The following is a 17,269-nucleotide window of genomic DNA, read 5'->3' on the forward strand; positions in this document are numbered from 1 at the left end:
CCGGCGCGGAATACGACGGGTTCAGAGACGACGGCGGCCGGGCCCCTGAGGGACCCGGCCGCCGGTGAAATCGCCGGAATTACTCGGCGGCGACCGAGGATCCTTCGGTGGTGTCGGCCGAAGCCTCTTCCTCGGAGACCTCGGTGGCCTCGGAGATGTGAACGACGAGAGCCTCGACGTCGGCCAGCAGGACGGAGCCCTTCGGCAGAACGAGGTCGGAAGCGTGGATGTGCTCGCCGGCGCTGCGGCCCTCAATGCTGACCTCGATGGCGGTCGGCAGGTGGGTTGCCTCGGCCTCGAGGGAGACGGTGGTCATTTCCTGGTTGTACACGTTGCCCGGAGCCAGTTCGCCGGTCAGGTGGACGGGGACGTCGACGGTGACCTTCTCGCCGGTGCGGACGGTCAGCAGGTCGAGGTGCTCGATGATCTGCTTGATCGGGTTGCGCTGGATGTCCTTGACCAGGGCCAGGTGCTGCTCGCCGTCGATGTCCAGGGTCAGCAGGGCGTTAGCCTTGCGGACGGCCAGGGTGGTGGCCTTCGCCGGCAGGGTGATGTGGATCGGCTCGGCGCCGTGGCCGTAGATGACGGCCGGAATCAGGTTGGCCATGCGGGCGCGGCGGGCGAAGCCCTTGCCGAATTCGGTGCGTACTTCTGCTGCGAGCTTCTGCTCAGACATGGATATCTCCTCGTGGGATTTCAAGCTGTGGGACTAAACGGTGTTCAGCAAGGGCGGAGGTCTGTCTGCGACCTTCAACGCCGGGCTGCCGTGCAGCTGACCTTCAGAAGGAGATTCAGACCCAGTCGATAACGGAGACCAGCACTCCGGCTCTCCGTGTATACGGTTGACCGGCGCTCTCCCTCGCCAAGGTTTCGGTACAAGGCTACCAGCGGCTGGCCCGGTTTCTGAAACCGGGCCCGCCGCCGGCCGGCTTAGGCCTGTCCGTCGAACAGGCTGGTGACGGAGCCGTCGTCGAACACTTCACGGATGGCGCGCGCGATCAGCGGCGCGATCGACAGCACTGTCAACTGCGGGAAGCGCTTGTCCGCGGTGATCGGCAGCGTGTTGGTGACCACCACCTCGCGGGCGCCGGACTCGGACAGCCGGCGGGCTGCCGGGTCGGAGAACACGGCGTGGGTCGCGGCGATGATGACATCCTTGGCGCCGGCGTTCTTGAGCACCTGGACGGCGCCGGAGATGGTTCCGCCGGTATCGATCATGTCATCGATCAGGACGCAGGTGCGGCCTTCGATCTGGCCCACGACAGTCTTGGAGACTGCCTGGTTGGGCACGGTGAGGTCGCGGCTCTTGTGCACGAAGGCCAGCGGCGCGCCGCCGAGGCGCTCGGCCCACTGCTCGGCAACGCGGACGCGGCCGGTGTCCGGGGAGACGACCGTAACCTTGTCCGAGCCGACGCGGGTGCGGATGTAGTCGGCCAGGAGCGGAATGGCCATGAGGTGGTCCACGGGGCCGTCGAAGAAGCCCTGGATCTGCGAGGTGTGCAGGTCCACGCTCATGATGCGGTCGGCGCCGGCGGTCTTGTACAGATCGGCAACGAGGCGTGCCGAGATGGGCTCGCGGCCGCGGCCCTTCTTGTCCTGCCGGGCGTAGGGGTAGAACGGGGACACGACCGTGATGCGCTTGGCGGAGGCCCGCTTGAGCGAATCGATCATGATCAGCTGTTCCATGAGCCAGTTGTTCAGCGGGGCGGGGTGGGCCTGGATCACGAAGGCGTCGGTGCCGCGGACGCTTTCGCCGGCGCGCACATAGATCTCGCCGTTGGCGAAGTCGTAGGCGTCCAGCGGCAGCAGCTCGGTGCCCAGCTCCTTGGCGATCTCTTTCGCCAGCTCAGGGTGCGCGCGCCCCGCGGCCAGCACCAGCTTCTTTTCGCCGTGTGCCGTAATTTCGCTCATGATTGCTAGCCCTCTTCTGTCGGTGCCGGAGTAGTGGAGGAAGTTGGGGCGGCGCCCGCGGCGGCTGTTTCGACCGCGGCGGCGGACCGGGCCAGTGCGGCGGAAACGGACCCGGGGCGGTTGGCCGCAACCCAGCCTTCCGAATTCCGCTGCCTGGCGACGGAGAGGGCAAGGGCGCCGGCCGGGACGTCCTGGCGGATGATCGCGCCAGCGCCGCTGTAGGCGCCGTCGCCCACCCGGACCGGAGCGACGAAGACCGTGTTGGAGCCGGTCCGGACGCCGGAGCCGATCACCGTGCGGTGCTTCTTCTCGCCGTCGTAGTTGGCGGTGATGTTGCCGCAGCCGATGTTGGTGTCCTCGCCGATTTCCGCGTCTCCGGCGTAGCCGAGGTGCGACAGCTTCGAGCCGCGGCCGATCGTGACGTTCTTGGTCTCATAGAACGCGCCGATCTTGCCGGTTTCGCCCAGGACGGTGCCGGGGCGCAGGTAGGTGAAGGGGCCGACGCTGGCGCGTGCACCGATCGTGGAGCCGGAGCCGTGGGTGCGGATCACCGTGGCGCCCTCCCCCACCAAGACATCGGTGAGGGTCGTGTCGGGGCCGACGACGGCGTCGCGCGCCACCGTGGTGGCACCGTGCAGCTGGGTGTTGGGCAGGAGGCGGACGTCCTCGTCGAGCGTCACGGTGGAGTCGATCCAGGTGGTGGCAGGATCGACGACCGTCACGCCGGCTCGCATCCAGGCCTCGACGGTGCGGCGGTTGTGTTCGGCGCCGAGGGCGGAGAGCTGGACGCGGTCGTTGGCGCCTTCGACCTGCCAGCGGTCTTTGGTGACGACGGCGGCGACGCGGCCGCCTGCGGCGCGGGCCAGGGCCAGGACGTCGGTGAGGTACTTCTCGCCCTGGGCGTTGTCGGTGGTGACGTGGACCAGCGCGTCGCGCAGCACGGCGGCGTCAAAGGCGTAGATGCCGGAGTTGATTTCGCGGATTCCGCGTTCGGCCTCGGTGGCGTCCTTGTGCTCGCGGATGCCAGTGACGGTTCCGTCCGCTGCCCGGAGGATCCGTCCGTAACCGGTGGCGTCATCGAGGACGGCCGTGAGGACCGTGACGGCATTGCCCTCGGATTCGTGGGTGGCGACGAGTTCGGCGAGCAAGCCGCCGGTGAGCAACGGGACATCGCCGTAGGTCACAACCACGGTTCCGCTGAGCGGTCCCTGGGGGTGAAGGGCATCGAGGGCTTCCAGCGCGGCTTCGACCGCACGGCCTGTGCCGGGGACGTCGTCCTGGTCCACGATCAGGGCGTCCGGGTCGAGGGCTGCGACGTGGGCGGCCACGAGGTCGCGTTCATGACGGACCACGAGGGCCAAGTCGCGCGGGTGGACACTGCGGGCGGCGTTGAGGGCGTGGCCCACCAGCGAGCGGCCGCCGATCTCATGGAGAATCTTCGGCGTACGGGATTTCATCCGGGTACCGGCCCCTGCAGCTAGGACGATCACGGCGGCTGGGCCAGTGTTCTCGGGGCTCACGTGTTGGCTCTCCTTGCTTGGTTGCGCAGTGTGTCTCGCCAGTTCCGCCCATAGGACTCGAACCTATACTCCACGGCTCCAAAGGCCGGGGTGCTGCCATTACACCAGAGCGGACCGTGCCCGGGCTTGACCTGTGGCACGAGAACCAATTCTGCCACGAAGGTTGATGCTCGTGCGACTCAGGGTCCGAAGCACGGGCGGTCCTGCGGGCTGGTACGGGCCCGCGGTAGGGCATGATGGTGCTGTGAGCAAGAGTGCAGGCCCAGCCGGCGGGGCGGACGGCGGCAGCGGCAGGCCTGTCCGCGCGCCCGGCTACGTTCCCCGCCCCCGTATGACGGGCCCGCAGCGCCGCACGCAGCTGATCGGCATCGGCCGGGGCCTTTTCGCACTCCGCGGCCTGGACGGCACCACGATCGAGGAAATCGCAGCCACCGCGGGCGTCTCCAAGCCGGTGATCTACGAGCACTTCGGCTCCAAGGAAGGCCTCTACACACAGGTGGTGGACTGCGAGTTCCACATCCTGCTGACCTCGGTCAACGATGCCCTGTCCGAGGACGCCAAGCCGCGCGTCCTCGTGGAGCGGGCGGCCCTGGCCCTGCTGACCTACATCGAGGACCGGACGGACGGCTTCCGGATCCTCATGCGCGACGCCCCGCCGTCCCAGCCGGAGGGCGCCTTCTCCACGCTGCTATCGCATGTGACGGCCCGCGTGGAGCACATCCTCGAGGACGAACTCGCCCGCCGCGGTTTCAGCCCGGCGGACGGGGCCATGTATGCGCAGATGCTCGTGGGAATGGTCGCGATGACCGGACAGTGGTGGCAGGACAGCCGCACGCCGGACAAACGCGAAGTCGCCGCGCACCTGGTAAACCTGGCCTGGAACGGGCTCACCGGGCTGCAGAAGGACCCTGAGCTCCGAAGCCAGGAGTGAGGGCTCGGGGTGGAGTGAGGTCCGGCGCTGGATTGAGGTCCGGGATCGCCCCCTGCTCGCTGGCCGCCACGGGACATGCCCAGCCCTGGCCCCGAGAAATGGACATAACACCAGCATGTCCATCGTTGGCCCGCACCACGGAGCATGTCCTGCGGGTTCTCAGCGCCCCACGGGACATGTCCAGTCCCGGCCCGGAGAAATGGACATAACACCAGCATGCCCATCCTTGGCCTACACCACGGAGCATATCCTGCGGGTTCTCAGCGCTCCGCGGGACATGTTCAGTCCGGGCAGGACCCAAGGTCTTGCCCACCCCGGCTGGCAGCAGGACATCGACCACTCCACTGGACATGCCCTCCCTCGGCCCGGAGGAGTGGACATGAGGCCAAGATATCCATTTCTGGCCTGCAGCAAGGGGCATGTCCTGACGGTTGAACGCGCGCACCGGGGAACATGTCCGGCCGTGGCCTTCGCACAGGACTTGGCCCTCACAAGGGACCTATCCAGCCGCGTGCCCAGGATTTAGCGATATGGCCAATTCAAGCTGGCTGCGAAACAACTGAGCACTTCACGGGAAATGCGCCGATGCCGTCGAGTGCTCCTTAGGACATGCCCTCCTCTGGCTCCGGGGAGTGGACATGAGGCCAATATGTCCATTCCTTGCCGAAACCAAGGGGCATGTCCTGAGGGTTCCGAGCACACCGTGAAACATGTCCAGCCCTGACTGACACCAAGGGGCATCTCCTGAGAGTTCGGAGCACACCGGGGAACATGTCCATCCCTGACTGACACCAAGGGGCATGTCCTGAGGGTTCCGAGCACACGAGAGAACATGCCCAGCCTTGGCCTGGACCACGGGACATGTCCCGAGGGCTCTGAGCGCACCGGAGAGCATGTTCATCCCTGGCCTGCGCCAAGGGGCATGTCCTCAGGGTTTGTCGTGACCCGAGGGACATGTCCAGCCGTGCCGGAACCCGCTGAGCACCAACGCACTGGGCATGTCCCCCGGGCCGTCAGGAACTACTCCCCCAGCACCTCGAGGGCTTCGAGCCATTCGTGTTCGAGGGCTTCGCGTTCGCCGGCGAGCTCCTGGAGTTTCTTGTTGAGCTCGGCAAGCTCATCGAACTTGCTGGCGTCCCCGGCCCCGGCCGTCATCTGGGCGTGGATCTTGTCTTCCTGCTGCTTGAGCTTGCCCAACTGCCGGTCGATCCGGTTCTTGGCCTTGCGGGCATCGCGCTTCTCCGCTTCGGAGGCGCCACCGGCAGCCGACGCGGAGCCGGAGCCCGCACCGGAGCCCCCGCCGGCGGCCGTGACGGGGTTCCCGCCGCCGGTGATGGTGGAGCCGGCCAGCGCCGACTCGCGCAGCTCGAGGTACTGGTCCACGCCGCGCGGCAGGGCGCGGATCTTGCCGTCGCCCAGGAGCGCCATCTGGTGGTCCGTGACGCGTTCGAGCAGGTAGCGGTCGTGGCTGACCACCACAAGGGTGCCGGGCCAGCCGTCCAGGACGTCTTCGACGGCGGCCAGGGTGTCGGTGTCGAGGTCGTTGGTGGGTTCGTCAAGCATGAGCACATTGGGTTCGCCCACGAGGAGCCGGAGGAGCTGCAGACGCCGGCGTTCGCCACCGGAGAGGTCCTTGACCGGGGTCCACTGCTTCTGGTTCGTGAAACCGAGCTGCTCGACGAGCTGGCCGGCGGTGAACTCCTTGCCGCCGACGTTGAATGAGCGCTTCTCCCGCTCGATCACTTCGATGACGCGCAGGTCGGCGACGTCGTCGAGCTCCTTGACCTCCTGGGTCAGGACGGCGGTGACCACGGTCTTGCCGCGCTTGACCTTGCCCGAGGTGGGCTGAATTTCGCCATTGAGCAGTTTAAGCAGTGTGGTTTTGCCGGCGCCGTTGACGCCCACCAGGCCCAGCCGCTCGCCGGGAGCGAGGCGCAGGGTGATGTTGTCGAAGAGCTTCTGCCCGGGTTCGCCGCCGAGGAAGTCGAGAGACACGTTTTCCAGGTCCAGGACGTCCTTGCCGAGCCGGGCGGTGGCCATCTTGCTCAGCGCCATCGAGTCACGCGGTTCGGGGACGTCGGCGATCAGGGCGTTGGCGGCCTCGATCCGGAACTTGGGCTTGGCGGTGCGGGCCGGGGCGCCGCGGCGCAGCCAGGCGAGTTCCTTCTTGACCAGCTGCTGGCGTTTGCCTTCCATCACGGAGGCGGAGCGGTCGCGTTCGGCCCGGGCCAGGACGTACGCGGCGTAGCCGCCCTCGAACGGATCCATGATGCCGTCGTGGATTTCCCAGGTCTTGTTGCACACTTCGTCGAGGAACCAGCGGTCGTGGGTGACCACGAGGAAGGCGCCCTGGTTGGGCCGCCAGCGGGTCTTCAGGTGCCGGGACAACCAGGCGACCCCTTCGACGTCGAGATGGTTGGTGGGCTCGTCGAGCATGATGACGTCGTGGTCCTCGATCAGCAGCTTGGCCAGGGCCACCCGCCGCTTCTGCCCGCCGGAGAGAGCATGCACGTTGGCGTGCCAGTCGACGTCGGACACGAGTCCGCCCATCACCTCGCGGATCTGCGGATTGCGGGCCCATTCGTAGTCGGCCTTGTCGCCGACAATTGCCGCACCGACGGTGAGGTCGCCGTCGAGGACGTCACTCTGGTCCAGGTAGCCGATATTGACTTCACTGCGCTTGGTCACCCGGCCCGAATCCGGGGTGGCGCGCATGGCCAGCAGGCGCATGAGCGTCGACTTGCCGTCGCCGTTGCGGCCCACCATGCCGATCCGGTCGCCCTCTTCCAGGCCTAGGGTTACGCCGTCGAGGACGGTGCGGGTTGCATACGAGACCGTGAGGTTCTCGCCGCCGAGCAGGTGTGCCACTGGGAACTGCTTTCTTAGGTGTATCGGTGAAGTGTTGCGGTGAAGTCAAGAGATGCGGTGCGTCAAAAGCTCCTAAAGGAGCGTATCGGAGATGATGCGGGCGCCGTGCACCGGGCCGTGGACCGCCATCGCATCCAGGCCATGGTGGCGCAGGTCCTCGGCGAGCCCGGCCGCGGCGGCGGGGCTGTGCGAGAGAAAGGCGACGGTGGGTCCGGAGCCCGAGACGATTCCCGCGATCGCGCCGCATGCTTCGCCCCGCCCCAATGTGTCGCGCAGGCCCGGAGCCAGTTCGATCGAGGCGCGCTGGAGATCGTTGACCAGGACGCGGCTCAGGGCGTCGGCGTCGCCGCTGCGCAGGGCTGTGAGGACGCCGGGGTCGACGGCGACCGGCTCCTCCACCGTGACGCCCTCCGCCGAGCGCAGCCGGTCCAGGGTCCGGTAGACCTCCGGGGTGGACAGGCCGAAGTCGGCCGCGACCAGGACCCAGTCGGTCTGGGCCTTGACGAGGGCCGGTGAGAGGTCGTCGCCCAGTCCCAACCCGACGGCGGTGCCGCCCAGGAGCGAGAACGGGACGTCGGCGCCGAGTTCGGCGGCCAGATGGGCCAGCTCATCGCGGGACAGCCCGCTGTTCCACAACGCGTCGCAGGCCAGCAGCGTGGCCGCGGCGTCGGCGGACCCCCCGCCCATGCCGCCGGCCACGGGCACGCGTTTGGTGATCTCCAGATGGACCCCGGTGGCGTGCTCGGAGACATCGGCCATGATCGCTGCCGCCTTGTAAGCCAGGTTGCGGTGATCCAGCGGGATGTCCACGCCATCCAGGTCCAGGGTGCTGGCGTCGCTTATGCTGACGGTGATCCCGCCGGTATCGGTGCTGGTGGCGGCCACTTCCTCGTAGAGCGAAACGGCCAGGTAGACGCTGGCCACCGAGTGGTAGCCGTCCGGCCGCAGGGGTCCGACGTCCAGTGAGACATTGACCTTGCCTGGAGCCTTGACCCGGACAGTCCTCGCGGCAAAGCGCCCTCTCACTGCGTTCATGGCTCCACGCTATGGCATCCCGGCCCCGGCTCCAAGCACGGGACGGCTCCCCTGAGACTCACAAGCGACTCACAAAGGATTCACAAAGGACTCCAAAGGAACTCAGCGGGAACTCAGGACTCCGGCTGCGCGTGGGCTTCGGCGATCCTCGCGAACGCCACAATATCGATCACTTCACCGCGGGCGGAGGGGTCGACGCCGGCGGCCCGCAGGCAGCGTTCGGCCTCGGCGGCGCTGCCGGCCCAGCCGGCCAGTGCCGCCCGCAGCGTCTTCCGCCGTTGCGCGAAGGCGGCGTCGATCACGGCGAAGACCTGTTCCCTCGTGGCAGTCGTGACAGGGGGTTCGCGGCGCGTGAAAGCAACCAGCCCGGAATGGATCTTGGGGGCCGGCCAGAAGACGTTCATGCCGATCACGCCGGCCTTGCGCATGCTGCTGTACCAGGCGGCCTTGACCGAGGGTACGCCGTAAGTTTTGGAACCGGGCCCCGCCGCGAGGCGGTCGGCGACCTCGTCCTGGACCATGACGAGGCCGTGCTGCAGGCTCGGGAAGTGCTGCAGGAGGTGCAGGACCACGGGAACGGCCACGTTGTAGGGAAGATTCGCCACGAGCGCGGTCGGTTCCGCGGGCAGTTCCGTGACCCTCATGGCATCAGCCAGGACGAGGTGGAAATTTCCGACGGCGTTCGGCCGCCACTGGTTCACCGTGGCCGGCAGCCGCCCGGCCAGGACCGGATCGATTTCGACGGCGACCACGGTCCGGGCGGCGTCCAGCAGGCCCAGGGTCAGCGACCCGAGACCGGGCCCCACTTCGAGGACCGTCTCATCGGCCCGGATGTCCGCGGCGGCCACGATGCGCCGGATGGTGTTGCCGTCGATGACGAAGTTCTGGCCCAGGGTCTTCGTGGGCCGCACGCCGATTTCCTCAGCCAGCCGGCGGATATCGGAGGCGCCCATCAGCGGTGCGGGCGCCGCTGACGGCAGGCTTTCGGGGGCGGAGGGGCTCGGTTCAGTCACCTAGGTATCCTATCCCGGCGCCGGCACGCCACAGGCCGGGCCCGGAGGGATCCGGACCCGGCCTGTGCGTCTCACCGCGGCCGTGGTCAGCCGCCGCGGGAGCGGGCGGTCATCAGCCGGCAGTCACGAGCCGGCTGGGCGTGCTGGCAGGGAAGGCCAGCTGGGCGTCTTAGCTGGAGGCGGCCCAGCCGCAGCCCCAGGGGCCAAGGCCGCGCTGCGCGTAGACGCGGTTGGCAATGTCGATCTGCTGGGCCTTGGTGGCCGCAGCGGCGTTGGGGGCGTAGGCGCCGCCGCCGGCGCCGAGCCAGGTTCGGACGTCGAACTGCAGGCCGCCGTAGTAGCCGTTGCCGGTGTTGATGGACCAGTTGCCGCCGGACTCGCACTGCGCGATCTTGTCCCACATGCCCTGGTTCATCATCGCGGGCGCGCCGGCACCGGTGTTGGCTGCGGGCTGGGGCTTTTCCTTGGTGCCCACAGTGACCTTCTCGGTGACCGGCTGAGCACTCACGGTCTCGGAGACCAGGGTCCGGGCGGCTTCGCGGCCGTCTACGAGGACCAGCTTGAAGCTCTTGGTGGTGGTACCGGCGACGCCGGCCTGGGTGACGGTCTTCTCACCCTTGAACATGTCAGCGCTTTCGGTGGTGAGCGTTTCGAATGCGACAGGCTCGGTGGTGTTGGCCGTCTTGCTGACATCGACGCGGGAGACCTTGATGACCATGTCGTTGACCACCGGCGCGTTCCCGGGCTGGGAGACGCGGTCGCTGGCTCCGAGCGACAGCCCGGCGTCCTCGAGCACCTTGGCCACGGTGGCCTCCGTCGTGGTGGTCTTGGCCGCCTTGCCGTCCGCGACGATGCTCACGGTCTTCGGCGTCGAGATGGAAACGAAGGAACCGGAGACGGCCAGCTGGGCGTCCTTGGGCACAGACACCTGAGAGGCGCTGGCCACGCCGAGTTCGGTCACGAGCCCCTCGACGGTGGGCGATGTGGTGTTGATGGTCCGTTCGGCGCCGTCGAGGCTGACCTTAACGGCCTTGGCGAGGTTGACGTTGATGACTGATCCGTCCTGCACGTGGGAGTCCGCCGAAGGCGACACCCGGTCGGCTGGCTGCAGTTCAACCTTGGCACCCTTGACGACCTCTGCGACGGTTCCGCCGAAGGTCTGGACGGAGCTAACCTTGCCGTCCACGTTGAGTGTGATCGTCTTGTTGTTGCCGACGAAGGCCACGAGGCCCAGCACCAGTGCCACCAGCACTACGAGCTGTGAGCCAACTTTGACGAAGCTGATCTTGCCGTCCGATGTGAAGAACTTGACCACGATTGCCCGAATCTCTTGGACCTTCCGGGCACGGGGATAAATGCACGCGACCACCCCCCGTGAGCGCGCCAGGGGCGGCTCCGGACAGGGTCCGGAGCGTCACGGAAGATGCGTGCACTGCCTCACCCAAAACGAGAGCGCACATGTGGTTTGTTTGCCACGATGCACGCCCTGCTTCAGTGAAATTATCCGTAGGCCTTCCCCGACCCCGGCTAATAGTTGACCACTGTAACCGTAGCGTTATAAAGCAGCCAAGAATTTGTGCATACCGGGTATGCTTCGGCGGAGGCCGAAAGTGACCGTTTTAGGCCCAGGATCCGTATGCCCGCAGGGAATTTTCGGCGATCTGCGCGCACAGTCCGGAAAGCTCCGATCCAGTCACATCGGCCATCGCCCGAACCGTGTACGGAACCATGTAACTCGCATTCGGGCGCCCGCGGTGCGGGTGCGGCGTGAGGAACGGCGCGTCCGTCTCGACCAGGATCCGGGTCGGCTCCGCGATGGCCAGGGCGGCCCGCAGGTTGGACGCGTTTTTGAAGGTCACGGTCCCGGCAAAGGACATGTACCAGCCCTCCGCGTTGCACGTCCTGGCGAGCTCCTCGTCGCCGGAGAAACAATGGAACACCACACGCTCCGGCGCTCCTTCTTCGCGCAGCACCTGGACGACGTCGTCGTGGGCGTCGCGGTCGTGGATCTGCAGCGTCAGTCCGAGCCGTTTGGCGATGTCGATGTGGCGGCGGAACGAATAGCGCTGGTGGGCCAGGCCCTCCCCCTCGGTCCGGAAGAAGTCCAGCCCTGTCTCACCAATCGCCCGGACCCGCGGGTGGGCGGCCAGGGCCTCGATTTCGGCCAGTGCGCTGTCCAGTTCGCCGCGGCGGGCGTAGTCGGGGGCATCGTTGGGGTGGAGCGCGACTGCGCCCAGGAGCCGCGCATCGAGTTCGACGGCATTGACCGTGAACCGTGACGATTCGAGGTCGCACCCCACCTGCACCGCCCCCTGGACGCCCACGGCAGCCGCGGCGTCGAGGGCGTCCGTGATGCTCACGGACAGCTCCGCGTCGGGAAAGTCCAGATGGGTGTGGTTGTCCATGACCGGGACGGGCAGCGGTTCCGGTGCCGGCGGATAGCCGCTGCGTCCGGTGCCGTCATTTCCGGGCGACCGGAACGGGACGGGGGTGAGGGGATGGAGCATTCTTCCACCCTAACGGGCGCCCGGAATTACCCGGAACTCTCTGTCAGGCCCGGCAGTTGTGTTAGTAGTCTGTAAGTACTCTGTTATTTCACCGTAAGGAAACAGGCGAACCCCAATGCGGGGCCCGGCGGCCGTTGCCGGTCCGTTCCGGGACCCACCAGGGCTGAAAGGCTGCCGATGGATTACCACCGCACTTCCCTAGACGACGCTCTCCCCGAAGGACGGAGCTTCCCGGGCCGCCCCGCCGTGGATGCCGACGCCGTTGACGCAGCGCCAGCCGGACACCGCTCCTCCCCGCAGGTGCCGGCAGCCATGGATGCCGGCGACTTCCACTCCGCCAGCACCCGGATCCTCTCTGCCATCAATACGGTGATCGACGGCAAGGCCGAAGCGGCAAAGCTGGCGCTCACGGTGCTCCTGGCCCAGGGCCACCTGCTCCTGGAAGACGTCCCGGGGGTCGGCAAGACCCTGCTGGCCAAGACCCTGGCCCGCAGCATCGACTGTTCCGTCAGCCGTATCCAGTTCACCCCGGACCTGCTTCCGTCCGACGTCACGGGCGTATCCATCTACAACCAGGCGACCCGGTCCTTCGAATTCCGGCACGGCGCCGTGTTCGCGAACATCGTGATCGGGGACGAAATCAACCGCGCCTCCGCCAAAACCCAGTCCGCCCTGCTGGAGTGTATGGAGGAGCACCAGGTCACTGTGGACGGCACGTCCTACCGGCTGGATGAGCCATTCATGGTGGTGGCGACGCAGAACCCCATCGAGATGGAGGGCACCTACCCGCTTCCCGAAGCGCAGCGGGACCGTTTCATGGCCCGGATCTCGATGGGCTACCCGGACCGGGAGTCCGAGATGGAGATGCTGGAAACCCATCAGGCGTCCTCCCCGCTGGCCCGCGTGACGGCGGTGGTCACCGCCGCGGAAGTGGCCGCTATGATTGCCACCGTGCAGCAGGTCTACGTGTCCCGGCCCATCAAGGAGTACACGGTGGCCCTGGGACGGGCCACGCGTGAAAGCGGTCTGCTCCGGCTCGGCGCCAGCCCCCGCTCCATGCTGCAGCTCCTGCGCGCGGCAAAGGCCACGGCCGCACTCGATGGCCGGGACTTCGTCCTGCCGGACGACATCATCAGCGTCGCCGAGGCCGTGCTCGCCCACCGGATCATCCTCGACCGCAAGGCCGCCAGCACGGGCGAGACGCCGCAAAGCGTCATCCGTGCCATCATCGGCAAAATCCCTGTCACCCCGGAGGTGACGGCCGAAGCCACCGGCACCGGACGCCCCGGCCGGAACAAGGCCTCGGCCATGGCAGCCGCGCCGCCGCCCCAACAGCCGAATCCGCGCTAGGCAACGGTTCCGCCGTGGCGTGGAGGGATCGGTTCCCGGGACATATCTTCAGTACCCGCGGCTGGGGACTGCTCGGCGCGGGTGCGATCTTCCTGCTGGCCGCGCAGATCATGGGGCGCCGGGATTTGCTGGCCTTGGCCGTGCTGCTCCTGATCCTGCCGCTCCTGTCGCTGGCCGGAACCCGAGTGTTGAAGCCGAGGTTTCGCGTCTACCGCGAGTTCAGTCCGTCGCCGGTCGAGACGTCCGCGCGCGCCACGGTGCGTCTGGCCGTGGCACGGAGCGGGCCGGGAGCGGGCCACGCGATCATGGAGGAACACCTGCCGGCCCGGTTCGGCGAGTCCCCCGTCTTCCACTTCCCCGCCCGCACGGCGGCCGGGGGCACCAGCCGCTATGAATACCACCTTCGCTCGACCAAGCGGGGCCAGTTCCGGATCGGGCCCGTCACGGCAGAGTTCAGCGACCCCTTCGGCCTGTCCGTCCACCGCCACGCAATCGACGACGGCGACCTCCTCACCGTGACGCCCGCCGCGGTCGAGCTTCCCGCGACGGGGCTCGCCGGTGCCCGCGGACACGACGGCGTTACGGCCACCCGGGTCCGGGCCAATCCGAGCGATGACGACGTCATGACCCGCGAATACCGCCACGGGGATCCGATGCGCCGGGTGCATTGGGCCGCGACCGCCCGCCACGGGGCCCTCATGGTGCGGCAGGAGGAATCCGTCACGACCCCCGAGGCGACCATCATCCTGGACCAGCGCCTCTCGGCCTACCCGCACGGAGTATTGGGTCACGGCGGCTTTTCTGCGGCCGGCCGCTCCCACTCCGGGCACCCCGGAGGCGGGGACGGGTCCAGCCATGAGCTGCTGACCTGCGACGCCTTCGAATGGGCCGTCACAGCGGCAATGTCGATCGGCGCGCACCTCGCCGACCGCAACTACTCCCTGCGGTTCCTGGACAGCGCGGGCGCTCCCGCCTTCCGGCAGTCGCCGTCCGCTCCCGATCCCGAGGCCGAAGAGTACACGGGAGCATCCGGACTGCAGTCCATCGCGGAAAGCCTGGCCGCCATCCAACTCTCCGGCCCGCACCACACCCACCTGCACCGCAACCGCGCCCACGGCCCCCGCCCGCAACACGGCGGCATCCCCGGGCAGGAGGCAGCCCGCACCGGGGAACCCTCAGGGTCCGTGCCACAGGCCTTCGGTGACGCCCTGCTGGACAAGCTCTCCGCCCACCGGCTGCGGGGTCCGATCCTGGCCGTCCTGGGCAGCCTGACGCACGCCGAGGCCCGGGCGCTGTCCCCGGCGGCAGCGTTCGGCGCGAACGCCTTCGCGCTGCTGGTCACGGACCAGTCAGACGACTCCGGCGAAGTGTCCGGGGCACTGGAGGCACTGCGGCTGGGCGGATGGCGGGCCGTCGCGGTATCGGCCCGGACATCGTTGCCTGACGCATGGGCGGCCTTCGACCAGACGGACCCGGCCGTGGCCGGTGCCGCCGACGTCCGCCGCGGCGCGGGGGGCAGGCCATGACCCTCACACCGCAGCGCCGCAGCGGATCCGACGCCGGCCCCTCCGGCACAGAAGAACCGACGGTCCTGTCCCCCGGCACCGCATCCCGCAGGGCCGGACCCGGCGCCCAACCCTGGGTGATGGGGACCGCCGTCGCGGTGGCCGTCGCGGGTGCCGCCCTCGGCTTCAACGGCGTCCTGCGCGGGTGGGCCTGGTACTCCCCGGTGTTCACCACCGTCCTTGCCGTCGCCTTCAGCATGGCGACGCTGCGGTCACTGCGCGCGCGGACGTGGTTCGTGGCTGCCGGCGGCCTGGCGGCGCTCATCCTGGTGCTGACCTTCACCTTCTTCAGGCAGCACAGCATTGCCGGGTTCATCCCGTCGGCCCAGACCATGGACTACCTGGGAAGGTTCCTCCGCCGGGCCGGCGAAACCGTGCTCGCCGAGAGCACGCCGGTGGCTCCCAACGCCGGAATCGTCATGCTGATCTGCGCCGTGCTCGGGCTGCTGGTGATCCTCGTGGATGCCCTCGCGTTCCCGCTGGCGCTCCCGGCCACGAGCGGGCTCGGGATCCTGGCCATCCTCGTGGTGCCGGCCATGGTCAAGCCGCAGAGCGTGGGCGTGCTCGGGTTCCTCGGGGCCGCCGTCGGCTATCTGCTGATCCTGGGTTGCAGCCACTGGTTCACACCGGATGCCCGCACCGGCGCCGATACTGCCCGGGACCCCGGACAAATCCGGCGCGGCGCGGTCACGGCCGGCATTGCGCTGACCCTGACGTTGCTGCTGCAGCCGGTCATCCCGGGTTTCGACCAGGGCACGTTTCCACAGGGCTCGCGGCTGAACCCGTTCGGCAGCGCAACCGGCCTGAATCCGATGATCAGCCTCGGCAGCAGCCTGCGCAGCCCCTCGGGCGAGGGCCGGATCACCTTTGCCACGAACGCGCCGACGACGCCGTACCTGCGCTCGGTCACAGTGGATAACTTCGACGGCGACACCTGGGCACCGGATGACCGGGAGTCCACCCGCCAGCTGGGTACCGGCAGGCTTGACTCCGGGCTTGAGAGCGCCGCAACGGAGCTTCGCGTAGTCACCGCCGTCAACACCGGCCAGTTCACTAGTCCCTACCTCCCCGCACCCTACGCGCCGGAGTCGGTCAGCGGGCTCACAGGGCGCTGGAGCTGGGATCCGGCCACGCTCAGCATCAAGGGGGTCGACACAAACTCCCGCGACCAGCAGTACGTGGTCACCTCCGTCAGCCCGCAGCTCACCGCCGGGGTACTGGCAGAGGCCTCACAGCCGGCCGGCGGGATCCCCGAGCTGTTCCTCCGCCAGCCCTCGAACGTTCCGGAAATCGTCCGCACCACGGCCGATACCGTGACTGCCGGAGCCGCCACGCCGTATGCGCGCGCCATGGCCATCCAGACGTACCTGCGTTCACTCCAGTTCACGTATTCCCTGCAGTCCCCCGTGCAGGGCGGCTACGACGGCAACGGCCTGTCCGTACTGGCGGACTTCCTGACCCAGAAGAGCGGCTACTGCATTCATTTCGCCTCGGCCATGGCCGTGATGGCCAGGCTGGAGGGCATTCCCAGCAGAATCGCCGTGGGCTACGCCCCGGGCCGCTCCACCGGCGCCTCCGTGTCCGTCGCGGGCCAGGGCCCGCTGCCCGAGTACGAGGTCGATTCCCGGGACGCCCATGCGTGGCCGGAGCTCTTCTTCCAGGGCATCGGCTGGGTCCCGTTTGAGCCGACGCCCTCCCGCGGCGTGGTTCCGGCGTACGCCACGGCGGCCGCCACGCCCAGCGGCGCCAGCACCAATGAACGCAACGATGCCCTGACCCCCGGGGACCGTTCCACGCCGGCGCCGCTCCCCACCCTGGCCCCTGTTCCCCTTCCGGCGGCCGGGGCGCGGACCCCTGCGGACGCCCACCCGGCACAGGCGCTCTACGGCCTGGGAGCGGTGCTGCTGCTCGCACTGCTGGCGGCCTGCCCGCGGCTGGTGCGCAGCGGGGTGCGGCGCCGCAGGCTGACGACGGCGGCCCGCGGCAGGGGCGGCGCGCCGGCAGGAACGGCCGTTCCGGCCTGGGCCGAACTGAGGGACCTGGCCACGGACTACGGCGTGGCGCCGGGAGCCAGCGAGACGCCGCGGCATTTCTCCGAGCGGCTGCGCGCCTCGGCGGCATTGGGACAGCCCGGCGGAGCGGAGACGCCCGGCCAGCGGGCAGCGGCCGCCCTGACGGAGGACTTTGAACGGGAGCGGTACGGCCGCCCGGCCGGAGCCGCCGGACCTGCGGACGCCGCCGCATCCGCGGGCAACGCCGGACCCGCGGGCGCCGCGGGCGCCGCGGCCAGGATTGCACTGGTGCAGGCCGCGCTGCGGGCCAACGCGAAGCTCCTGGTGCGGCTGCGTGCGGACTGGCTGCCGCCGTCGGTCCTGTCCGGGTGGCGGCGGGCCCTCCCGCTGCCCCGCCGGGTCCTGTCCCGGACAGCAGAAAGCACCCGGCGGGGCATCGCGGGATCCTGGGGGAAGATCCGCAATACCGTCCGCCGGGTGCGTCGCGGCTAGCCTGCCGCCGTCATCGGGCCCGCGTCATCGGGCCCGCGTCATCGGGCCCGCGTCCGCGGATCCGG

General features: G+C 68.6%; 12 protein-coding genes and 1 tRNA gene. 4 read left to right on the forward strand and 9 right to left on the reverse strand.

Annotated features, from left to right (window positions below; translation table 11 throughout):
• Nucleotides 1-79: 79 nt before the first annotated feature.
• The 4 genes from ACVWYS_RS13380 to ACVWYS_RS13395 form a co-directional block, all read right to left on the reverse strand.
• Nucleotides 80-676, reverse strand: coding sequence for a 50S ribosomal protein L25/general stress protein Ctc (locus ACVWYS_RS13380; RefSeq protein ID WP_091250696.1), 597 nt, complete (start codon nucleotides 674-676; stop codon nucleotides 80-82).
• A 254-nt stretch (nucleotides 677-930) separates the two neighbouring features.
• Nucleotides 931-1,911 carry a ribose-phosphate diphosphokinase gene (locus tag ACVWYS_RS13385; protein WP_018774662.1) on the reverse strand — a complete coding sequence of 327 codons (981 nt, stop codon included), beginning with the start codon at nucleotides 1,909-1,911 and terminating at the stop codon, nucleotides 931-933.
• Between the two features lie 5 nt (nucleotides 1,912-1,916).
• Nucleotides 1,917-3,431, reverse strand: coding sequence for a bifunctional UDP-N-acetylglucosamine diphosphorylase/glucosamine-1-phosphate N-acetyltransferase GlmU (glmU, locus tag ACVWYS_RS13390; RefSeq protein ID WP_456507209.1), 1,515 nt, complete (start codon nucleotides 3,429-3,431; stop codon nucleotides 1,917-1,919).
• Nucleotides 3,432-3,473: 42 nt separating this feature from the next.
• Nucleotides 3,474-3,545: transfer RNA gene (locus ACVWYS_RS13395), tRNA-Gln, on the reverse strand.
• A 217-nt stretch (nucleotides 3,546-3,762) separates the two neighbouring features.
• On the opposite strand from ACVWYS_RS13395, the gene ACVWYS_RS13400 reads away from it, so the two are divergent.
• Nucleotides 3,763-4,362 (forward strand): TetR/AcrR family transcriptional regulator, encoded by a 600-nt coding sequence (locus ACVWYS_RS13400; RefSeq protein WP_116766040.1) that lies wholly within the window; start codon nucleotides 3,763-3,765, stop codon nucleotides 4,360-4,362.
• A 1,020-nt stretch (nucleotides 4,363-5,382) separates the two neighbouring features.
• Here the strand turns inward: ACVWYS_RS13400 and ACVWYS_RS13405 are convergent.
• The 5 genes from ACVWYS_RS13405 to ACVWYS_RS13425 form a co-directional block, all read right to left on the reverse strand.
• Nucleotides 5,383-7,230 (reverse strand): ABC-F family ATP-binding cassette domain-containing protein, encoded by a 1,848-nt coding sequence (locus tag ACVWYS_RS13405; protein WP_456509896.1) that lies wholly within the window; start codon nucleotides 7,228-7,230, stop codon nucleotides 5,383-5,385.
• Between the two features lie 72 nt (nucleotides 7,231-7,302).
• A complete protein-coding gene (locus tag ACVWYS_RS13410) occupies nucleotides 7,303-8,265 on the reverse strand; it encodes a 4-(cytidine 5'-diphospho)-2-C-methyl-D-erythritol kinase (protein ID WP_456507210.1) in 963 nt (320 codons plus the stop codon).
• 113 nt (nucleotides 8,266-8,378) lie between these two features.
• Nucleotides 8,379-9,278: a 16S rRNA (adenine(1518)-N(6)/adenine(1519)-N(6))-dimethyltransferase RsmA gene (rsmA, locus tag ACVWYS_RS13415; protein ID WP_456507211.1), complete on the reverse strand. Its 900-nt coding sequence runs from the start codon at nucleotides 9,276-9,278 to the stop codon at nucleotides 8,379-8,381.
• A 169-nt stretch (nucleotides 9,279-9,447) separates the two neighbouring features.
• Nucleotides 9,448-10,593: a transglycosylase family protein gene (locus tag ACVWYS_RS13420; RefSeq protein WP_116766036.1), complete on the reverse strand. Its 1,146-nt coding sequence runs from the start codon at nucleotides 10,591-10,593 to the stop codon at nucleotides 9,448-9,450.
• A 304-nt stretch (nucleotides 10,594-10,897) separates the two neighbouring features.
• Nucleotides 10,898-11,785, reverse strand: coding sequence for a TatD family hydrolase (locus ACVWYS_RS13425; RefSeq protein ID WP_456507212.1), 888 nt, complete (start codon nucleotides 11,783-11,785; stop codon nucleotides 10,898-10,900).
• Nucleotides 11,786-11,962: 177 nt separating this feature from the next.
• Between ACVWYS_RS13425 and ACVWYS_RS13430 the strand changes: the two genes are divergently transcribed.
• From ACVWYS_RS13430 to ACVWYS_RS13440, 3 genes are read left to right on the forward strand one after another with little or no spacing between them, the layout of a single operon-like run.
• Nucleotides 11,963-13,135: an AAA family ATPase gene (locus tag ACVWYS_RS13430; protein ID WP_456507213.1), complete on the forward strand. Its 1,173-nt coding sequence runs from the start codon at nucleotides 11,963-11,965 to the stop codon at nucleotides 13,133-13,135.
• A 14-nt stretch (nucleotides 13,136-13,149) separates the two neighbouring features.
• Nucleotides 13,150-14,661 carry a DUF58 domain-containing protein gene (locus tag ACVWYS_RS13435; RefSeq protein WP_456507214.1) on the forward strand — a complete coding sequence of 504 codons (1,512 nt, stop codon included), beginning with the start codon at nucleotides 13,150-13,152 and terminating at the stop codon, nucleotides 14,659-14,661.
• On the forward strand, nucleotides 14,658-17,204 hold the full coding sequence (locus ACVWYS_RS13440) for a DUF3488 and transglutaminase-like domain-containing protein (RefSeq protein WP_456507215.1): 2,547 nt from the start codon (nucleotides 14,658-14,660) through the stop codon (nucleotides 17,202-17,204). Before ACVWYS_RS13435 ends, ACVWYS_RS13440 begins: the two co-directional genes overlap by 4 nt.
• The last annotated feature ends 65 nt before the right edge of the window (nucleotides 17,205-17,269 follow it).

Source organism: Arthrobacter sp. TE12231 (assembly GCF_054062895.1).